General features: G+C 71.5%; 15 protein-coding genes. 10 read left to right on the forward strand and 5 right to left on the reverse strand.

Features of this window, described 5'->3' with window-relative positions; genetic code table 11:
• Positions 1–136: 136 nt before the first annotated feature.
• From pgsA to GA0070621_RS03750, 9 genes are all read left to right on the forward strand, one after another.
• Positions 137–757 (forward strand): phosphatidylinositol phosphate synthase, encoded by a 621-nt coding sequence (pgsA, locus tag GA0070621_RS03710; RefSeq protein ID WP_091191589.1) that lies wholly within the window; start codon positions 137–139, stop codon positions 755–757.
• Positions 754–1,689 carry a phosphatidylinositol mannoside acyltransferase gene (locus tag GA0070621_RS03715; protein WP_091191590.1) on the forward strand — a complete coding sequence of 312 codons (936 nt, stop codon included), beginning with the start codon at positions 754–756 and terminating at the stop codon, positions 1,687–1,689. Before pgsA ends, GA0070621_RS03715 begins: the two co-directional genes overlap by 4 nt.
• A 71-nt stretch (positions 1,690–1,760) precedes the next feature.
• On the forward strand, positions 1,761–2,921 hold the full coding sequence (locus GA0070621_RS03720; RefSeq protein ID WP_091191592.1) for a glycosyltransferase family 4 protein: 1,161 nt from the start codon (positions 1,761–1,763) through the stop codon (positions 2,919–2,921).
• A 73-nt stretch (positions 2,922–2,994) separates the two neighbouring features.
• Positions 2,995–3,498 (forward strand): hypothetical protein, encoded by a 504-nt coding sequence (locus tag GA0070621_RS03725; RefSeq protein WP_091191594.1) that lies wholly within the window; start codon positions 2,995–2,997, stop codon positions 3,496–3,498.
• A gap of 147 nt (positions 3,499–3,645) precedes the next feature.
• Complete coding sequence (gene pdxS, locus GA0070621_RS03730; protein ID WP_091191595.1) at positions 3,646–4,563, forward strand: pyridoxal 5'-phosphate synthase lyase subunit PdxS; 918 nt, start codon at positions 3,646–3,648, stop codon at positions 4,561–4,563.
• Positions 4,564–4,621: 58 nt separating this feature from the next.
• Positions 4,622–5,227 carry a pyridoxal 5'-phosphate synthase glutaminase subunit PdxT gene (gene pdxT, locus GA0070621_RS03735; RefSeq protein WP_091191598.1) on the forward strand — a complete coding sequence of 202 codons (606 nt, stop codon included), beginning with the start codon at positions 4,622–4,624 and terminating at the stop codon, positions 5,225–5,227.
• A 217-nt stretch (positions 5,228–5,444) separates the two neighbouring features.
• The gene (locus GA0070621_RS03740; protein WP_091191600.1) at positions 5,445–6,194 is read left to right on the forward strand and encodes a YebC/PmpR family DNA-binding transcriptional regulator; all 750 of its coding nucleotides are present in this window, start codon (positions 5,445–5,447) and stop codon (positions 6,192–6,194) included.
• Positions 6,195–6,201: 7 nt separating this feature from the next.
• Positions 6,202–6,816 carry a DUF402 domain-containing protein gene (locus GA0070621_RS03745; RefSeq protein WP_091191602.1) on the forward strand — a complete coding sequence of 205 codons (615 nt, stop codon included), beginning with the start codon at positions 6,202–6,204 and terminating at the stop codon, positions 6,814–6,816.
• A gap of 94 nt (positions 6,817–6,910) precedes the next feature.
• Entirely contained in the window at positions 6,911–7,480 is a 570-nt protein-coding gene (locus tag GA0070621_RS03750; RefSeq protein WP_091191604.1) for a GNAT family N-acetyltransferase, read from the forward strand.
• Between the two features lie 52 nt (positions 7,481–7,532).
• On the opposite strand, the gene GA0070621_RS03755 is transcribed toward GA0070621_RS03750, so the two are convergent.
• Both GA0070621_RS03755 and GA0070621_RS03760 read right to left on the reverse strand, forming a co-directional pair.
• Positions 7,533–8,477 carry a permease prefix domain 1-containing protein gene (locus GA0070621_RS03755; protein ID WP_091191605.1) on the reverse strand — a complete coding sequence of 315 codons (945 nt, stop codon included), beginning with the start codon at positions 8,475–8,477 and terminating at the stop codon, positions 7,533–7,535.
• On the reverse strand, positions 8,474–8,815 hold the full coding sequence (locus GA0070621_RS03760; RefSeq protein ID WP_091191607.1) for a PadR family transcriptional regulator: 342 nt from the start codon (positions 8,813–8,815) through the stop codon (positions 8,474–8,476). The genes GA0070621_RS03755 and GA0070621_RS03760 overlap by 4 nt, the downstream gene beginning before the upstream one ends.
• A 186-nt stretch (positions 8,816–9,001) precedes the next feature.
• Between GA0070621_RS03760 and dnaE the strand changes: the two genes are divergently transcribed.
• Complete coding sequence (dnaE, locus tag GA0070621_RS03765; RefSeq protein WP_091191609.1) at positions 9,002–12,535, forward strand: DNA polymerase III subunit alpha; 3,534 nt, start codon at positions 9,002–9,004, stop codon at positions 12,533–12,535.
• A gap of 105 nt (positions 12,536–12,640) precedes the next feature.
• Here dnaE and GA0070621_RS03770 read toward each other — a convergent pair whose 3' ends face one another.
• The 3 genes from GA0070621_RS03770 to GA0070621_RS03780 all read right to left on the reverse strand — a co-directional run bounded on the left by GA0070621_RS03770 (position 12,641) and on the right by GA0070621_RS03780 (position 16,202).
• Positions 12,641–13,504: an SPFH domain-containing protein gene (locus tag GA0070621_RS03770; RefSeq protein WP_091191610.1), complete on the reverse strand. Its 864-nt coding sequence runs from the start codon at positions 13,502–13,504 to the stop codon at positions 12,641–12,643.
• Between the two features lie 371 nt (positions 13,505–13,875).
• Complete coding sequence (locus GA0070621_RS03775; RefSeq protein ID WP_091191612.1) at positions 13,876–14,556, reverse strand: response regulator; 681 nt, start codon at positions 14,554–14,556, stop codon at positions 13,876–13,878.
• Positions 14,553–16,202 (reverse strand): ATP-binding protein, encoded by a 1,650-nt coding sequence (locus tag GA0070621_RS03780; protein ID WP_091191613.1) that lies wholly within the window; start codon positions 16,200–16,202, stop codon positions 14,553–14,555. The genes GA0070621_RS03775 and GA0070621_RS03780 overlap by 4 nt, the downstream gene beginning before the upstream one ends.
• Between the last annotated feature and the right edge of the window lie 93 nt (positions 16,203–16,295).

Consider the following 16,295-nt stretch of genomic DNA (forward strand, 5'->3'; position numbering starts at 1 on the left):
GACGGGTGGTTCGGTGAGCTGGCTCACCTCCCACGCTCGATCTCACACCCGTTGCCGACCCCGCACAAGGGCCGTCGGACCTTCGGACCGACCAGCCGTGCCGCCGGCCGCTTCCGGCCGTTATCGTGGGACCGCCATGGCGAAGATCTTCCAAGTGACGGCCCGAGCGGGCATGACCCGCGTCGTGGAGCCGGTCGCGCGCGGTCTGCTCCGCGCCGGAGTGTCCCCCAACGCGGTCACCGTGACCGGCACCGTCGGCGTGCTCGTCGGCGCGCTCGGCTTCGGCGCCCGCGGCCATCTGGTCGCCGGTGCGCTGATCGTCACGGTCTTCGCGCTCACCGACCTGCTCGACGGCACGATGGCCCGGATGAGCGGAGGTTCCACCCGGTTCGGGGCCTTCCTCGATTCGAGCATGGACCGGATCGCCGACAGCGCCGTCTTCGGCGCGGTCGCGTACTGGCTGGCCACCCAGCACCAGTACGCGGGGGTGGCCGCGGCGCTGCTCTGCCTGGCCGCCGGCGGGCTGGTCTCCTACGTCAAGGCCCGCGCCGAGGGGCTCGGGATGACCGCCAACGTGGGCGTCGCCGAGCGCACCGAGCGGCTGCTGATCGTCGGGGTGGGCGGCCTGCTCACCGGCCTCGGCGTCAAACTGGCGCTGCCGATCGCGCTCTGGCTGCTCGCCGCCGTCTCGATCTTCACGGTCGGGCAGCGCATGGCCCACGTGTACCGGCAGGCGCAGCAGGCCGGCCACGAGTGAACCTCACCGAGCTGGGCTACGTCGCCGGCTGGCGGTTGGCCCGCACGCTGCCCCGGCCGGTGGTCGCCGCCGCCTTCCGGGCGGGCGCCGACCGCGCGTACCGCCGGGGCGGTCGGGGTACGACGCGACTCCGGGCCAACCTGCGCCGGGTGGTCGGCCCGGAGCTGCCCGAGGCGGAGCTGGACGAGCTGGTCCGGGCCGGCCTGCGGTCGTACGCCCGGTACTGGATGGAGGCGTTCCGGCTGCCGTCGCTGAGCCGTCAGGAGATCCTCGCCGGGTTCCGCCTCGACGGCGCGGACAAGCTCGGCGCCGACGTGGAGTCCGGCCGGGGCGCGGTGATCGCACTGCCGCACGGCGGCAACTGGGACGCAGCCGGCGCCTGGGTGGCGGCCACCGGCTGGCCGATCACCACGGTCGCCGAGCGGCTCAAGCCGGAGGCCGTCTACGAGCGTTTCCTCGCCTTCCGGCAGGGCCTGGGCATGGAGATCCTGCCCACCCACGGCGGCGAGCGCCCGGCGTTCGAGGTGCTGGTCGACCGGCTCCAGGCCGGTACGGTGGTGCCGCTGCTCGCCGACCGGGACCTCTCCGCCCGCGGCGTGGAGGTGGACTTCTTCGGCGGCCGGACCCGGATGCCGGCCGGCCCGGCGCTGCTGGCGATCCGGACCGGCGCACCCCTCTACGTCACCACGATGTGGTACGAGTCGGACATCGCCCGCGCCGCCCTCGACGGCCCGCTGGAACTGCCCGGCCCGAGCAGCGGCTCGCTGGATTTCCGGGTACGCGTGCTCACCCAGCGGATCGCCGACGGTCTGGCGGCGGGCATCGCCCGCCACCCGCAGGACTGGCACATGTTGCAGCGGATGTGGCTGGACCAGCGGACCGACGGCCCGGGCGCCACGCCGCAGCCGCCGGCCGCCACCGGGACGATCTGAGGAGGGGGCCGCGGTGAGCGCGAGGAGTGCGGCGCGGCGGAGCCCCGCAGTCACGAACGAGGGGCACTGACATGCGGATCGGCATCGTGTGCCCGTACTCCTTCGACGTCCCGGGCGGGGTGCAGAACCACGTCATGGACCTGGCCGAGGCGTTGATCGGGCTGGGCCACCAGGTGAGCGTGCTCGCCCCCGCCGACGAGGACTCGCCGCTGCCCCCGTACGTGGTGGCCGCCGGGCGGGCGGTGCCGCTGCCGTACAACGGCTCGGTGGCCCGGATCGCCTTCGGCCCGGTCTCCACCGCCCGGGTGCGGCGCTGGATCACCCGGGGCGACTTCGACGTGCTGCACGTGCACGAACCGCTCACGCCGAGCCTGTCGATGCTGGCCGTGCTCTGCGCCCGTGGCCCGGTGGTGGCCACCTTCCACACCGCGATGACCCGTTCCCGGGTGCTCTCCGCGGCGCAGGGGATGCTCCGGATCGTGCTGGAGCGGATCACCGCCCGGATCGCGGTCAGCGCGCTGGCCCGCAAGGTGCAGGTCGAGCACCTGGACGGCGGCGCGGTGGAGATCCCCAACGGGGTCGCGGTGGCGAAGTTCGCGGGCGTCGAGCCGCTGCCCGGCTGGCCGGGGGAGTGCGCGCCGGGCACCGGCGGGACGGTGGGATTCCTGGGCCGGTTCACCGAGCCCCGCAAGGGCTTCCCGATTCTGCGGGACGCGTTCGTCGCGCTCGCCCCGCACCGGCCGGGGCTGCGCCTGCTGGTGGCCGGGCCGGGCGACCGGGACGACCTGTACGGGCAGTTCCCGGCCGGGTTGCGGGACCGGGTCACCTTTCTCGGCATGATCCCCGAGGCGGACAAACCTCGCATGTTGCGCAGCCTGCACCTGTACGTCGCACCCAACACCGGAGGGGAGTCCTTCGGGATGATCCTCACCGAGGCCCTCGCCGCCGGCACCACCGTGGTGGCCAGCGACCTCGACGCCTTCCGCCGGGTGCTGGACGGCGGGCGGGCCGGGTGGCTCTTCCCGACCGGCGACGCGGCGGCCCTGCGTACCGCCCTGGCCGAGCTGCTCGACGACGCGGACCGGCGGGCGGCGCTGACCGTCTGCGGCGACCAGGTGGTGGCCGGTTTCGACTGGCCGGTGGTGGCCCGCCGGGTGCTGGAGGTGTACGCGGCGGCGATCGAGGCCACCGACGGTCGGGTCATGGACCAGGAGTGGGTGGAGCTGGGCTGAGCCGGGTGGCCGGTGTGACCGGTGGGTCGGCCGACGACCGGCCCGGATCGGGCGGGAACGGAGCAGCACTACGATGCCGGGCATGTGGTGGGTGGCGGGCGCGGTGTCGGTGGTCGGGCTCGTCACGGCGTACCTCTTCTGGACGGCCAACCGGGTCGAGCGGTTGCAGACCCGGGCGGAGTCGGCGGCCCGGGCGCTCGACGCCCACCTGCTGCGTCGCGCGGCGGCCGCCGCGGTGCTGGCCGAGCAGCGGTACGGCGTGGAGTTGTACGCGGCCGCGCGGATCGCCCTGGACGCCGCCCCGGAGGAGCGGGAGGCCGCCGAGAACGACCTCACCCACCAGCTGCGCGCGGTCGAGCTGGACCCGGACGATCCGTCCTGCGAGGCGGTGATCGCGGCCAGCCGGCGGCTGGCGCTGGCCCGGCAGGTGCACACCGATCTGGTCCGGGATGCCCGGACGGCCCGCCGTCGCCCCCTGGTACGCCTGTTGCGGATGGGACGCCGGCACGTTCTGCCCCGTTACTTCGACGTCGACGATCCCACGCTCAGCACCGCGGCGGACGTCCCCGCCGGCTGATCCGCCCCGGCGCGCGGCCGGCCCGACCGGTCGTGATGCCGGCCACAGAGCAGGCCACCGTGGGTCTGATTGGCTGTCGGCACGGCGTTGACCCCGTCGTAGCATTTCCGCAGCCACCCCCCGAGCATGCCCGAGGAGCGATGACCCGTGCCCGAATCCACCTCCCCGAACACCAACGCCACTCCCGTCGTCGGCACCGCCCGCGTCAAGCGGGGCATGGCCGAGATGCTCAAGGGCGGCGTGATCATGGACGTGGTCACCCCTGAGCAGGCCAAGATCGCCGAGGACGCCGGCGCGGTCGCCGTGATGGCGCTGGAGCGGGTGCCCGCCGACATCCGCGCGCAGGGCGGCGTGTCCCGGATGAGCGACCCGGACATGATCGACGGCATCATCAACGCCGTCTCGATCCCGGTGATGGCCAAGGCCCGGATCGGCCACTTCGTCGAGGCGCAGGTTCTCCAGTCGCTCGGCGTCGACTACGTCGACGAGTCCGAGGTGCTGACCCCGGCCGACTACGAGAACCACATCGACAAGTGGGCGTTCACCGTCCCCTTCGTCTGCGGCGCGACCAACCTGGGCGAGGCGCTGCGCCGGATCACCGAGGGCGCGGCCATGATCCGCTCGAAGGGCGAGGCCGGCACCGGTGACGTCTCCAACGCCACCACCCACATGCGCAAGATCCGCAAGGAGATCCGCAAGCTCCAGTCGCTGCCGGCCGACGAGCTGTTCGTCGCGGCCAAGGAGCTGCAGGCGCCGTACGAGCTGGTCAAGGAGATCGCCGAGACGGGGAAGCTGCCGGTGGTGCTGTTCACCGCGGGCGGCATCGCCACCCCGGCCGACGCCGCCATGATGATGCAGCTCGGCGCCGAGGGCGTCTTCGTCGGTTCAGGCATCTTCAAGTCCGGCAACCCGGCCCAGCGCGCCGCCGCGATCGTGAAGGCCACCACCTTCCACGACGACCCCGACGTGCTGGCCAAGGTCTCCCGGGGCCTGGGCGAGGCGATGGTCGGCATCAACGTCGACGAGATCCCGCAGCCGCACCGCCTGGCCGAGCGCGGCTGGTGACGTGAACCGGGCGGGCCCCCGGACCGGGGGCCCGCCCGGACGACCGAGAGGAGCCAAGGTGACCGCACCCGTCATCGGGGTGCTCGCCCTCCAGGGGGACGTACGCGAGCACGTCGCCGCCCTTGCCGGCGCGGGCGCGGACGCTCGCCCGGTCCGCCGTCCGGCCGAGCTGGACGCGGTCGGCGGGTTGGTCATCCCCGGCGGGGAGTCCACCACCATCAGCAAGCTGGTCGACATCTTCGAGATGCGCGAGCCGATCGACAAGCGGATCGCCGCCGGCCTGCCGGTCTACGGGTCCTGCGCCGGCATGATCATGCTGGCGTCCGAGGTGCTGGACGGCCGCCCCGACCAGCGCGGCTTCCAGGGCATCGAGATGACCGTACGGCGCAACGCCTTCGGCCGGCAGGTCGACTCGTTCGAGGCGCCGGTGCGGATCGCCGGGGTCGAGGGCGCACCGTTCCACGCCGTCTTCATCCGGGCTCCCTGGGTCGAGCGGGTCGGCGGGGGCGTCGAGGTGCTCGGCCGGGTCACCGACGGACCCGCCGACGACCGGATCGTCGCGGTCCGGCAGGGCAACCTGTTGGCCACCTCGTTCCACCCGGAACTCACCGGTGACCTGCGGCTGCACCGCTACTTCGTGGACCTGGTCCGGGCCGCGGCCTGAGCGCCGAGCTTCCCCACGGGCCCGTCGCCGCGCGCCGCACGGGTGCCGGGTGTGACATGCGGGGACGCGCTCTCGGTAGGATTGCCGCGGTTCGGCAGGGCCACAGCTCGCCGCAGCCGTCCACGCGGAGCCGTCCGGCCAGCTCCATCCGTACCGGTTGACCGTGGAATCGGCGCAGGCAGTCGACGCAGGCGTGGATCACTAACGGAGGTATGAGATGTCTGGCCACTCAAAGTGGGCGACCACCAAGCACAAGAAGGCCGTCATCGACGCCAAGCGCGGCAAGATGTTCGCCAAGCTGATCAAGAACGTCGAGGTGGCGGCCCGGACCGGCGGCGGCGACCCGGCCGGCAACCCGACCCTCTACGACGCCATCCAGAAGGCGAAGAAGAACTCCGTCCCGAACGACAACATCGATCGCGCGGTCAAGCGCGGCTCCGGCCTGGAGGCCGGCGGCGCCGACTACCAGACGATCATGTACGAGGGCTACGGCCCGAACGGCGTCGCGCTGCTCATCGAGTGCCTGACCGACAACCGCAACCGCGCCGCCACCGAGGTACGCACCGCGCTGACCCGCAACGGCGGCTCGTTCGCCGACGCCGGTTCGGTGTCGTACCTGTTCACCCGCAAGGGTGTGGTGATCGTGCCGAAGGCGGGCGCCACCGAGGACGACGTGATGATGGCCGTGCTGGACGCCGGTGCCGAGGAGGTCAACGACCTCGGCGAGGCGTACGAGGTGGTCTCCGAGCCGGGCGATCTGCTCGCGGTCCGCACCTCCCTCCAGGACGCCGGCATCGAGTACGAGTCGGCCGAGTCCTCCCTCATCCCGAGCGTCAACGTGCCGCTGGACGAGGAGGGCGCGCGCAAGGTCTTCAAGCTGATCGACGTGCTTGAGGACTGCGACGACGTGCAGAACGTCTACGCGAACTTCGACGTCTCCGACGAGGTCATGGCGGCGGTCGGCTGAGGCGGCGGTGACCGGTGGGCGGTTCGCGCCGGGCGACGTCGTCGTCCGGCGCGAGATCCTGCTCGGCGAGGTGTGGTTCGGCTGCCCGACCGTCTGCGTCGAGGACTCCTCCGACCTGCTCGCCCTCTACCTGCCGCCCGGGGCCGAGTTCGCCTTTCCCCGGCACGGCGTGTTCCCGGCCGGTCGGCACCCGTGGGAGACCGCCGGCCACCGGGCCTGGAGCGGGCACGGCAAGCTGATGCTGCACCGCCCCGGTGAGGCGCACTCGGTCGACGTCTTCTGGACCGGTCCGGACCGCGCCTTCGCCGGCTGGTACTTCAACCTCCAGGATCCCTTCCGGCGTACCTCGATCGGGGTGGACACCCTCGACCACGAGTTGGACCTCTGGTGGGGCGCGGACGCCGATCGCTACGTCTGGAAGGACGTGGAGATGTTCGCCCAGCGTCTCGACGAGGGGCGCTACCCGGGGATGGCCGAGGCCATCCGCGCCGAGGGTGACCGGATCGCCGCCCTGCTGGACGCGGGGGAGCGCTGGTGGGACGAGGCGTGGGCGTCCTGGAAGCCGGATCCGGCCTGGCCGGTGCCGCGCCTGCCCGCCCGCTGGGACACGGTCGACTGCTGACCCCGGCCGCTCGGGCCGGCCCGAGCGACGGCTTTCGCTCCACAGCGTCTGAAACTCGGCTGACCGGTCCGCCGACGGTCCGTACGCTGCCGGAATGCTCGTTCCCGACCTGCCGCTGCGTACCGAGCGACTGCTGCTGCGCCCGTTCACCGCCGACGACCTCGACGCCCTGACCGCCTACCGTTCCCGGCCGGACGTAACCCGGTTCCTCTACCACGACCCGTACGACGACGCCGCCGCCCGGGCGGCGCTGGAGCGCCTGCGCGGGCGTACCGCGCTGCGCGAACCGGGCGACGTGCTGAACCTTGCGATCACCCGGCCGGAGACCGGCGAGCTGGTCGGTGACGTGCTGTTGACCTGGAGCAGCGCCGAGCACCGGCAGGGCGAGATCGGGTACGTGCTGCACCCGGAGCACGTCGGCCGGGGGTACGTCACCGAGGCGTCCCGGGAGATGCTGCGGCTCGGTTTCGACGGCCTCGGCCTGCACCGGATCGTCGGACGCCTGGACGCCCGGAACGCCGCCTCGGCCCGGGTGCTGGAACGACTCGGCATGCGCCGCGAGGCGCACCTGCGGGAGAACGAGTTCGTCAAGGGCGAGTGGACCGACGAGTTGGTGTACGCCCTGCTGGCCCGGGAGTGGCGGGCCGGGACGGCCGACTCCTGACCCTGGCGACGGTCCGGCCCGGCGCCCCCGTGTGCGCCGGGCCGGACCCGTCTCAGACGGTGTGCCGTCGCGCCTTGACGGCGCTGTCGATGAAGCCCCACACGACGATGGCGGCGGCGATCACGACGGTCACCCGGGCCAGGTCCTGCGTGCCGCCCTCGCGCAGCCACTCGAACCGCTGGACCAGCTCCGGGTTGAGCAGCCGGTCGGTGAGCAGCAGCCAGGCGAGCGGCACGACGAACGCGAGATCGAGCAGCGTCTTGACCGCGACCAACGGCCAGGTCCATCGACGGGCTCGGTACTTGGCGATCTCCAGGCCGATGTTGGCGACCAGCACCGCCGCCAGCAGCGGCAGCCAGGAGCCCCACAGCGCCGGGTCGATCATCGGCAGCCGAGAGCTGTCGCCGGATGCCCAGGACTGGAAGTGCTGCCAGGGCAGGAACGCGACGGCGAGCAGCAGGAACGCGATTGAGCAGCAGGTGTCGACCAGGGTTATCTGCCGTTCCTCCGGCGCCTCGGGCAGCTGGTCGACGCTCCACGCCGGCAGGTTCAGCGGAGTGTTGGTGCGCTCGAGCACGGCGAAGGTGAAGGTGACCCAGAACGCGATCTGCACCGCGGCGTTGAACCCGACGCTGAACCCGGCGCCGATCGCCGCGCCGGGATCGCCGTTGACCGTCGCCTTCAGCGCGCCGGTGGCCACGCCCGCGACGGCGGGGATGAAGGTGAGCAGCAGCCGGAGCAGCCGCCACCAGAGCAGGAAGTAGCGCGGGCCGATGAGCTGCAACCGGCGGTCGGTGTAGCGGGCGGCGAGCTGCTCGGGGTTGCCCAGCTCGGTGAGCACCTCGCGTTCCGCGCTGCCGCGTTCCTGCCCGCCGTCGGTGCGTCCGTCGATCATGTCCTCGATGGAGGCACGTAGCTCGGTGGCGATCTCGGTGCGGCGCTGCGCCGGGACGGCCCGGAGGGTGGCGGCGACGTAGCGGTCGGTCAGCGAACTCATCGGTCCACTCCTTCGGTCAGGCCGGTGACGGAGGTCTGGATGGCGGCGAGGTCGTCGAGGAGGCGGGCCAGCACCGCTTCGCCCTCGTCGCTGGTCCGGTAGAACTTGCGCGGCCGGCTCTCCTCGGTGTTCCACTCGCTGGTCAGCAGCCCCTGCTCCTCCAGCCGCCGGAGCAGGGGATAGAGCGTGTTCGCGTCGACCGGGAAGCCGTGCGCGGCCAGTCGTTGCAGCAGCGCGTATCCGTAGTCGGGGTGGCGCAGGGCGACCAGGCTCGCCACCACGACCGTGCCGCGTCGCAGCTCCTGTAGATGGGTCCGGAGGACATCCTCGCTAACCATGTCTCACACCATACTGTGTGACACACACTATTGTCGAGCGGCATTACATCGTGTGGCGCGGGTGGGTGTTCGAGCGAGACGGAGGCCACCTCCGGCGCGGACGGTGGAGCCGGTCGGACGGCCTGGGTAGGGTAGGCCCCGGTCCGGTCCGACCATCAAGATCCATACCGCCGGGGGGCGCCACGCATGGCCGACTCGTTCGCGCATCTGCACGTGCACACCGAGTACTCGATGCTCGACGGGGCGGCCCGGCTGAAGGACCTCTTCGCCGAGGTGAGCCGCCAGGGGATGTCGGCGGTGGCGATGACCGACCACGGCAACATGCACGGGGCGAACGACTTCTACAAGCAGGCGATGGCCGCCGGGGTCACCCCGATCCTGGGCGTCGAGGCGTACGTGGCGCCGGAGTCGCGCTTCCACAAGCAGCGGGTCAAGTGGGGCCGCCCCGAGCAGAAGAGCGACGACGTCTCCGGTAACGGCGCGATCACCCACATGACCATGTGGGCGGCGAACAAGACCGGCCTGCACAACCTCTTCAAGCTCAACTCGCGCGCCTCCATCGAGGGCCACTACATCAAGTGGCCCCGGATGGACATGGAGTTGATCGCCGAGTACGCAAACGGGATCATGGCCACCACCGGCTGCCCGTCCGGGGCGGTGCAGACCCGGCTGCGGCTGGGCCAGTTCGACGAGGCGCTCAAGGCCGCCGCGAGCTACCAGGAGATCTTCGGCAAGGAGAACTACTTCCTGGAAGTCATGGACCACGGGCTGGACATCGAGAAGCGGGTCCGGGACGGGCTGATCGAGATTGGCCGGAAGCTCGACATCCCGCCGGTGGTCACCAACGACTCGCACTACACGCGCGAGGACCAGGCCGAGGCGCACGACGTGCTGCTCTGCGTGCAGACCGCCAGCAACATCTCCGACCCGAACCGGTTCCGGCTCGAGGGCGGGGGCTACTACATCAAGTCGGCCGAGCAGATGCGCGCGGTCGACACCTCCGAGTTGTGGCTTCAGGGCTGCCGCAACACCCTGCTGGTCGCCGAGAAGGTCGACCCGGCCGGCATGTTCGAGTTCCACAACCTGATGCCGCGGTTCCCGATCCCCGAGGGTGAGACCGAGGAGTCCTGGTTCCGCAAGGAGACGTTCAAGGGGCTGGAACGCCGCTTCCCGAACGGCATCCCGGAGGGGCACGTCGCCCAGGCGGAGTACGAGCTGGGCGTCATCGTGCAGATGGGCTTCCCGTCGTACTTCCTCGTGGTCGCGGACTTCATCCAGTGGGCCAAGAGCCAGGGCATCGCGGTCGGCCCGGGTCGCGGCTCGGCCGCCGGCTCGCTGGTCGCGTACGCCCTGGGCATCACCGACCTGGACCCGATCCCGCACGGGCTGATCTTCGAGCGGTTCCTCAACCCCGAGCGTGTCTCGATGCCGGATGTCGACATCGACTTCGACGAGCGCCGGCGCGGCGAGGTGATCAAGTACGTCACCGACAAGTGGGGCGAGGACAAGGTCGCCCAGATCGCGACCTTCGGCACGATCAAGGCGAAGGCCGCGATCAAGGACTCGGCCCGGGTGCTCGGCTACCCGTACGCGGTCGGTGACCGGATCACCAAGGCGATGCCCCCGGCCGTGATGGGCAAGGACATCCCGCTGTCCGGCATCTTCGACCCGAAGCACCCGCGCTACGCCGAGGCGGGCGAGATCCGCGGCCTCTACGAGTCCGACCCGGACGTCAAGAAGGTCATTGAGACCGCGAAGGGCATCGAGGGGCTGATCCGGCAGACCGGCGTGCACGCCGCCGGGGTCATCATGTCCGCCGAACCGATCATCGACCACATCCCGCTGATGCGCCGGGACGCCGACGGCGCCATCATCACCCAGTTCGACTACCCGACGTGCGAGTCGCTCGGGCTGTTGAAGATGGACTTCCTCGGCCTGCGCAACCTGACGATCATCGACGACGCGGTCAAGAACATCCAGCTCAACCACGGCAAGGAGCTGGACCTGCTGGCCCTGCCGCTGGACGACAAGGCCGCCTACGAGCTGCTGACCCGGGGCGACACGCTCGGCGTGTTCCAGCTCGACGGCGGCCCGATGCGCTCGCTGCTGCGGCTGATGAAGCCGGACAACTTCGAGGACATCTCCGCCGTCCTGGCGCTCTACCGGCCGGGCCCGATGGGCGTCGACTCGCACACCAACTACGCGCTGCGCAAGAACAACCTCCAGGAGATCACGCCGATCCACCCGGAGCTGGCGGAACCGCTACGGGAGATCCTGGCGCCGACGTACGGCCTGATCGTCTACCAGGAGCAGGTGCAGCGCGCCGCGCAGATCCTCGCCGGCTACAGCCTCGGTAAGGCCGACAACCTGCGCCGGGCGATGGGCAAGAAGAAGAAGGAGATCCTCGACCAGGAGTTTGTGCCGTTCCGGGACGGCTGCCGCGAGCGCGGCTACTCCGACGAGGCCATCCAGGCGGTGTGGGACGTGCTCGTCCCGTTCGCCGGCTACGCCTTCAACAAGGCCCACTCCGCCGCGTACGGGCTGGTCTCCTACTGGACGGCGTACCTCAAGGCGCACTACCCGGCCGAGTACATGGCCGCGCTGCTCACCTCGGTCGGCGACGACAAGGACAAGATGGCGCTCTACCTGTCGGAGTGCCGGCGGATGGGCATCCAGGTGCTGCCGCCCGACGTGAACACCTCGGCCGGGCCGTTCACTCCGGTCGGGAAGGACATCCGCTTCGGCCTCGCCGCCATCCGCAACGTCGGCGCGAACGTGGTCACCTCGATCATGCGATGCCGCGACGAGAAGGCCGCCTACACCGACTTCTACGACTTCCTCTCCAAGGTCGACGCGGTGGTCTGCAACAAGAAGACCGTCGAATCCCTGATCAAGGCCGGGGCGTTCGACTCGCTCGGCCACCCGCGCAAGGGCCTGCTCGCCGTGCACGCCGACGCCATCGACGCGTACGCCGACGTCAAGCGCAAGGAGGCGGTCGGCCAGTACGACCTCTTCGGCGCCGGGTTCGGCGACGTCGAGGCGGCCACCAACACCACGGTGATGCCGGTGATCGGCGACGGGGAGTGGGACAAGCGGGACAAGCTCGCCTTCGAACGCGAGATGCTCGGCCTGTACGTCTCCGACCACCCGCTGTTCGGCCTGGAGCACGTGCTCGGCGCGGCGGCCGACACCACCATCGCCGCCCTGTCCGAGGAGGGGACCGTGCCCGACGGGGCGGTGGTCACCCTGGCCGGGATCCTCTCCGGCGTGCAGCGCCGGGTCACCAAGCAGGGCCGGGCCTGGGCCTCGGCCACCCTGGAGGACCTGGCCGGTGGCGTCGAGACGCTGTTCTTCCCCAACACCTACGAGGTGATCGGCCAGTACATCGCCGAGGACGCGATCGTGGTGGTCAAGGGGCGGGTGGACCGGCGCGACGACACGCCCCGGATCATGGCGATGGACATGTCCATGCCGGACATCAGCAGCAACCCCGCCAACAAGCCGGTCACCCTGACCATCCCGGTGCACCGCTGCACACCGCCGCTGGTGGAACGGCTCAAGGAGACCCTGGTGCTGCACCCCGGCGACACCGAGGTGCACGTCAAGCTGCTCAACGGCGGCAAGGTCACCACGCTGCGGCTCGGCCCGTTCCGGGTGGCGCCCACCACCGCGCTGATGGGCGACCTGAAGAGCGTCCTCGGCCCGGCCAACGTGAGCTGACCGGGCCTCCTCCCACCCCCACCGCGCGCGGCGGGCGCCGATCCGGCCCTCGCCGGCTGATCACCTGGCGGCGTCCGTACGCCGATCAGCCGGTGAGGGCGGATCTCACTTGGCCGAGCCGGTGATGATGCCCGGGTTGATGCAGAGGCCCGGGGAGCTGCCGGTCTTCTCGGCGATCTCCAGGCAGCGGGTCACCTTGTCCACCTTGGCGTTGGTCTCGGTGATCTGCTTCTGGATCTCGGCGTTGCGGCGGTCCTGTTCGAGGTTGCGGGTCTGGGCGAGCTTGTCCTGGAACGCCTTGATGTTGCCCTCGGTCTTCTCGTCGTGATTGACCCGGGTGATGGTTACCGACAGGATCTCGACGTCCTCGCCCAGCCGGCCCTTCGCGTTGCTCTTGATGCTCTCCGCGAACGGCTTGAGGTCGACGTTCAGGCTGCCGGTCTTCGCGTCGATCCGCTCCAGCGGGTTGTACGTGGAGAAGGCGTCGTTCACGGCGCTGTCGAGTTGGACGCCGACCCGCTGCCCGCGGAAGCTGACGAAGTCGCCCTTGTAGTCCATGAACTGCTGCGGGGCGTTCTCGGGCCGGACCTGCCACTCGACCAGCACCTCGACGCACGCGTCGGCGAGGGTGCCGGTACGCACCCGGACGCAGCTGTCGTTGCCGATGTGGTCGTACTTCTGCCGCCCGGCGTCCCACTCGCCGACCCGCTGCCACGGCGCGACCCACTTCAGGCCGGAGCCGGTGACCTCGCCGGTCGGCTTGCCGAAGCTGGTGACGATGCCGACCGAGCGGATCGGTACCGAGTGGGCGCTCGACGCGATGGCGAGCAGGGCCGTGACGGCCAGGGCGGCGGCTGCCGCCAGGAAGCCCTGGCGCCGCAGGGCGCGGCGCGGGCTCAACAGGGCGACGGCGACGGCGACGGCCGCGACGAGGGCGGTGACGATCGCGAGGGTGAAGCCGGACGGCATGTGCGCGGCACCTTTCGTTCACAGGGCGGGATGGCTGAGTCGATCATCAAGGTAGTCGCCCGCGACAACACGCCCGCCGTAGACGAGACGCACCCTGCCTGACCAGGGAATATCACTCTGGGTAAAGCTGCGCTTCATCTCGGATCCCTACGCTTCCCCGACGGCGCGCCGGCCGGTGCGCCGCCGGAACAGGCAACCCGAGGAGAAGAAGATGAGCCAGGTTCTCGTCGCCGTCGCGGTGAACGTCGTCAGCGCCGCGTTGATCGCGATCATCACCGCCGCCGTCCGCCGACTGCTGACGCCGGCGGCCACGCCCGTTCTCGCCTGAGCCGGTCGCGTCCCCACGCCCGGCCCTCCGCTGTCCGCGATGCTCAGAGCGGCCGATACTCGACCTCCGGGCGGCCGGGTGTGCCGTAGCGGGGGGCGCGGGCCGCGCGGTCGGCGGAGACCAGGTATTCCAGGTACCGGCGGGCGGTCACCCGGGAGATCCCGGTCCGCTGGCTGACCTCGGTCGCGGAGAGCCCGCCGCCGTCGAGGGCGGACAGCACCCGGTGCAGGGTCTGCTCGTCCAGGCCCTTGGGCAGGGTGTGCCGGTCCGCGCCGCGCAGGGTGGCGAACATCCGGTCCACCTCGTGCTGGGCGACCACCTCGTCCTTGGCGAGGGCCTGCCGCCGGTACTCGGCGTACCGCTCCAGTTTGTCGCGGAAGGCGGCGAAGGTGAACGGCTTGAGCAGGTAGTGGGTCACCCCGAGGGAGACTGCGGTGCGGACCATCGCCAGGTCCCGCGCCGAGGTCACCGCCAGCACGTCGACGCTGCTGCCCGCCGCCCGCAGCGCCCGGCACACCTCCAGGCCGTGCAGGTCGGGCAGGCGGAAGTCCAACAGTACGAGGTCGACGTCGGCCCCGCCCCGGTGCCGCAGCGCCGCCATCGCCTCCCGCGCGGTGTGCGCCACCCCGGTCACCACGAAACCGGGCACCCGCTCCGTGTACGCCCGGTGCGCCTCGGCCAGCAGCGGCTCGTCCTCCACCACCAGCACCCGGATGTCGTTCATGTGTCCGCCCCGCTCCGTCCGGCGGACGCCCGAGGCCCCGCCGCGTCGCGCCCGCTGACCCGCGCCTCCGTCCTCGCCGGCAGCCGGACGGTGAACACCGTCTCGCCGTCCTCGGTGCGCTCGACGTCGGACGTGCCGCCGTGGCGGTGGACGACCTGCCCGACCAGTGCCAGGCCCAGCCCCCGGCCGGCGCTCTTGGTGGACCAGCCGCGCCGGAACGCGTCGGCCACCCGCTCCGGGGCCAGCCCGGGGCCGTTGTCGCCGACCCGGACCACGATCTCGTCCGCGGTGGCGCCGACGAACACCCGGACCCGGCGCGGCGGTGGCGTGCCGGCCACCGCCTCGAGGGCGTTGTCGACCAGGTTGCCCACGACGGTGAGCAGGTCGGTGGTGGGCAGCGGGCTGTCGTCGAGCCGGCAGTCGGGCTCGATCACCAGGTCCACGCCGCGCTCGCCGGCCTGCGCCGACTTGCCGAGCAGCAGTGCGGCCAGCGCCGGTTCGGTCACCGCGCCGACCACCCGGTCGGCGAGCTGCTGGGCGAGCGCCAGGTCCCGGGTGGCGAGCCGGACCGCCTCGTCGGTGCGGCCCAGTTCCACCAGGGTCAGCACGGTGTGCAGCCGGTTGGCCGACTCGTGGGTCTGCGCCCGCAACGCGTCGGTGAGCGCCCGTACCGAGTCGAGTTCGCTGGCCAGGTTGCGCAGCTCGGTCTGGTCGCGCAGGGTCAGCACGGTGCCGAGCACCGCCCCCTCGAAGCGGGTGGTCCGCTGGTTGACCACCAGCACCCGGTCACCGGCGAGGATCGGCTCGTCGTACGCGTCCCGGCCGGAGTCGAGCAGCTCGGCGACTGCGGGCGGCAGGTCGATCCCGGCCACCGGCCGGTCGGTCAGCGCAGTGTCCTCGTCCAGCCCGAGCAGCCGGCGGCCCTCGTCGTTGACCAGCGCCACCCGGCGGTCCCGGGTCAGCACCAGCAGCCCCTCCCGTACGGAGTGCAGGACCGCGTCGTAGTACTCGTACATCCGGGTCATCTGGCGTGGACCGAGGCCGTGGGTCTGCCGGCGCAGCCTGCGGCTGAGCAGCCAGGACCCGGTGGCCGCCAGGGCCAGCGCCGGTACGGCGGCGCCGAGCAGCACCGGTAGCTGGCCGAGCAGCTTGCGGTTGATCGCCTTGGTGGTGATGCCGACCGAGACCAGCCCGATGATCCGATGTTCGTCGTCGTACACGGGGACGACCGCGCGCACCGACTCGCCGAGGGTGCCCACGTTGGTGGTGACGAACGGCTCGCCGGCCAGGGCGGGGCCGATGTCGCCGATGAACGGCTGCCCGATCAGGTCCGGGTCGGGGTGGGAGTAGCGGGTCCGGTCCGGGGCCATCACCACCACGAAGTCCGTTCCGGTGTCCCCGCGGGTGGCCTCGGCGTACGGCTGGATGGTGGCCGCCGGGTCGGCCGTGGTGAGGGCCGCGTGGACGTCGGGGGAGCGGGCGACGGTCTGCGCCACGGCCAGCACCTCGTCCTCGGCGGACTGCCGGGAGTCACTGCGGGCCAGCCAGACGGCGCCCGCGAGGCCGGCGAGCACCAGCAGCGTCACCACGACCGCCTGGAGGGCGAACAGCTGCCCCGCGATGCTCCACTGCCGTCGTCGGGCCACGTCCCCTCCTTCCGCCGTTCGTCGTCGGCAAGTGTGGCGCACCGGTCAGCCACCGGTTTCAGCCGCGAGTCACAGGGGTGAACAGAATGAACG

The sequence above is a fragment of the Micromonospora narathiwatensis genome, from assembly GCF_900089605.1.
Classification (GTDB): domain Bacteria; phylum Actinomycetota; class Actinomycetes; order Mycobacteriales; family Micromonosporaceae; genus Micromonospora; species Micromonospora narathiwatensis.

Bases quoted from the DNA above. Each gene is read 5' to 3' on its own strand.
- pgsA (WP_091191589.1), top strand. From the start codon at position 137: ATGGCGAAGATCTTCCAAGTGACGGCCCGAGCGGGCATGACCCGCGTC.
- GA0070621_RS03720 (WP_091191592.1), top strand. From the start codon at position 1,761: ATGCGGATCGGCATCGTGTGCCCGTACTCCTTCGACGTCCCGGGCGGG.
- GA0070621_RS03725 (WP_091191594.1), top strand. From the start codon at position 2,995: ATGCCGGGCATGTGGTGGGTGGCGGGCGCGGTGTCGGTGGTCGGGCTC.
- GA0070621_RS03740 (WP_091191600.1), top strand. From the start codon at position 5,445: ATGTCTGGCCACTCAAAGTGGGCGACCACCAAGCACAAGAAGGCCGTC.
- GA0070621_RS03750 (WP_091191604.1), top strand. From the start codon at position 6,911: ATGCTCGTTCCCGACCTGCCGCTGCGTACCGAGCGACTGCTGCTGCGC.
- GA0070621_RS03755 (WP_091191605.1), bottom strand. From the start codon at position 8,477: ATGAGTTCGCTGACCGACCGCTACGTCGCCGCCACCCTCCGGGCCGTC.
- GA0070621_RS03760 (WP_091191607.1), bottom strand. From the start codon at position 8,815: ATGGTTAGCGAGGATGTCCTCCGGACCCATCTACAGGAGCTGCGACGC.
- dnaE (WP_091191609.1), top strand. From the start codon at position 9,002: ATGGCCGACTCGTTCGCGCATCTGCACGTGCACACCGAGTACTCGATG.
- GA0070621_RS03770 (WP_091191610.1), bottom strand. From the start codon at position 13,504: ATGCCGTCCGGCTTCACCCTCGCGATCGTCACCGCCCTCGTCGCGGCC.
- GA0070621_RS03775 (WP_091191612.1), bottom strand. From the start codon at position 14,556: ATGAACGACATCCGGGTGCTGGTGGTGGAGGACGAGCCGCTGCTGGCC.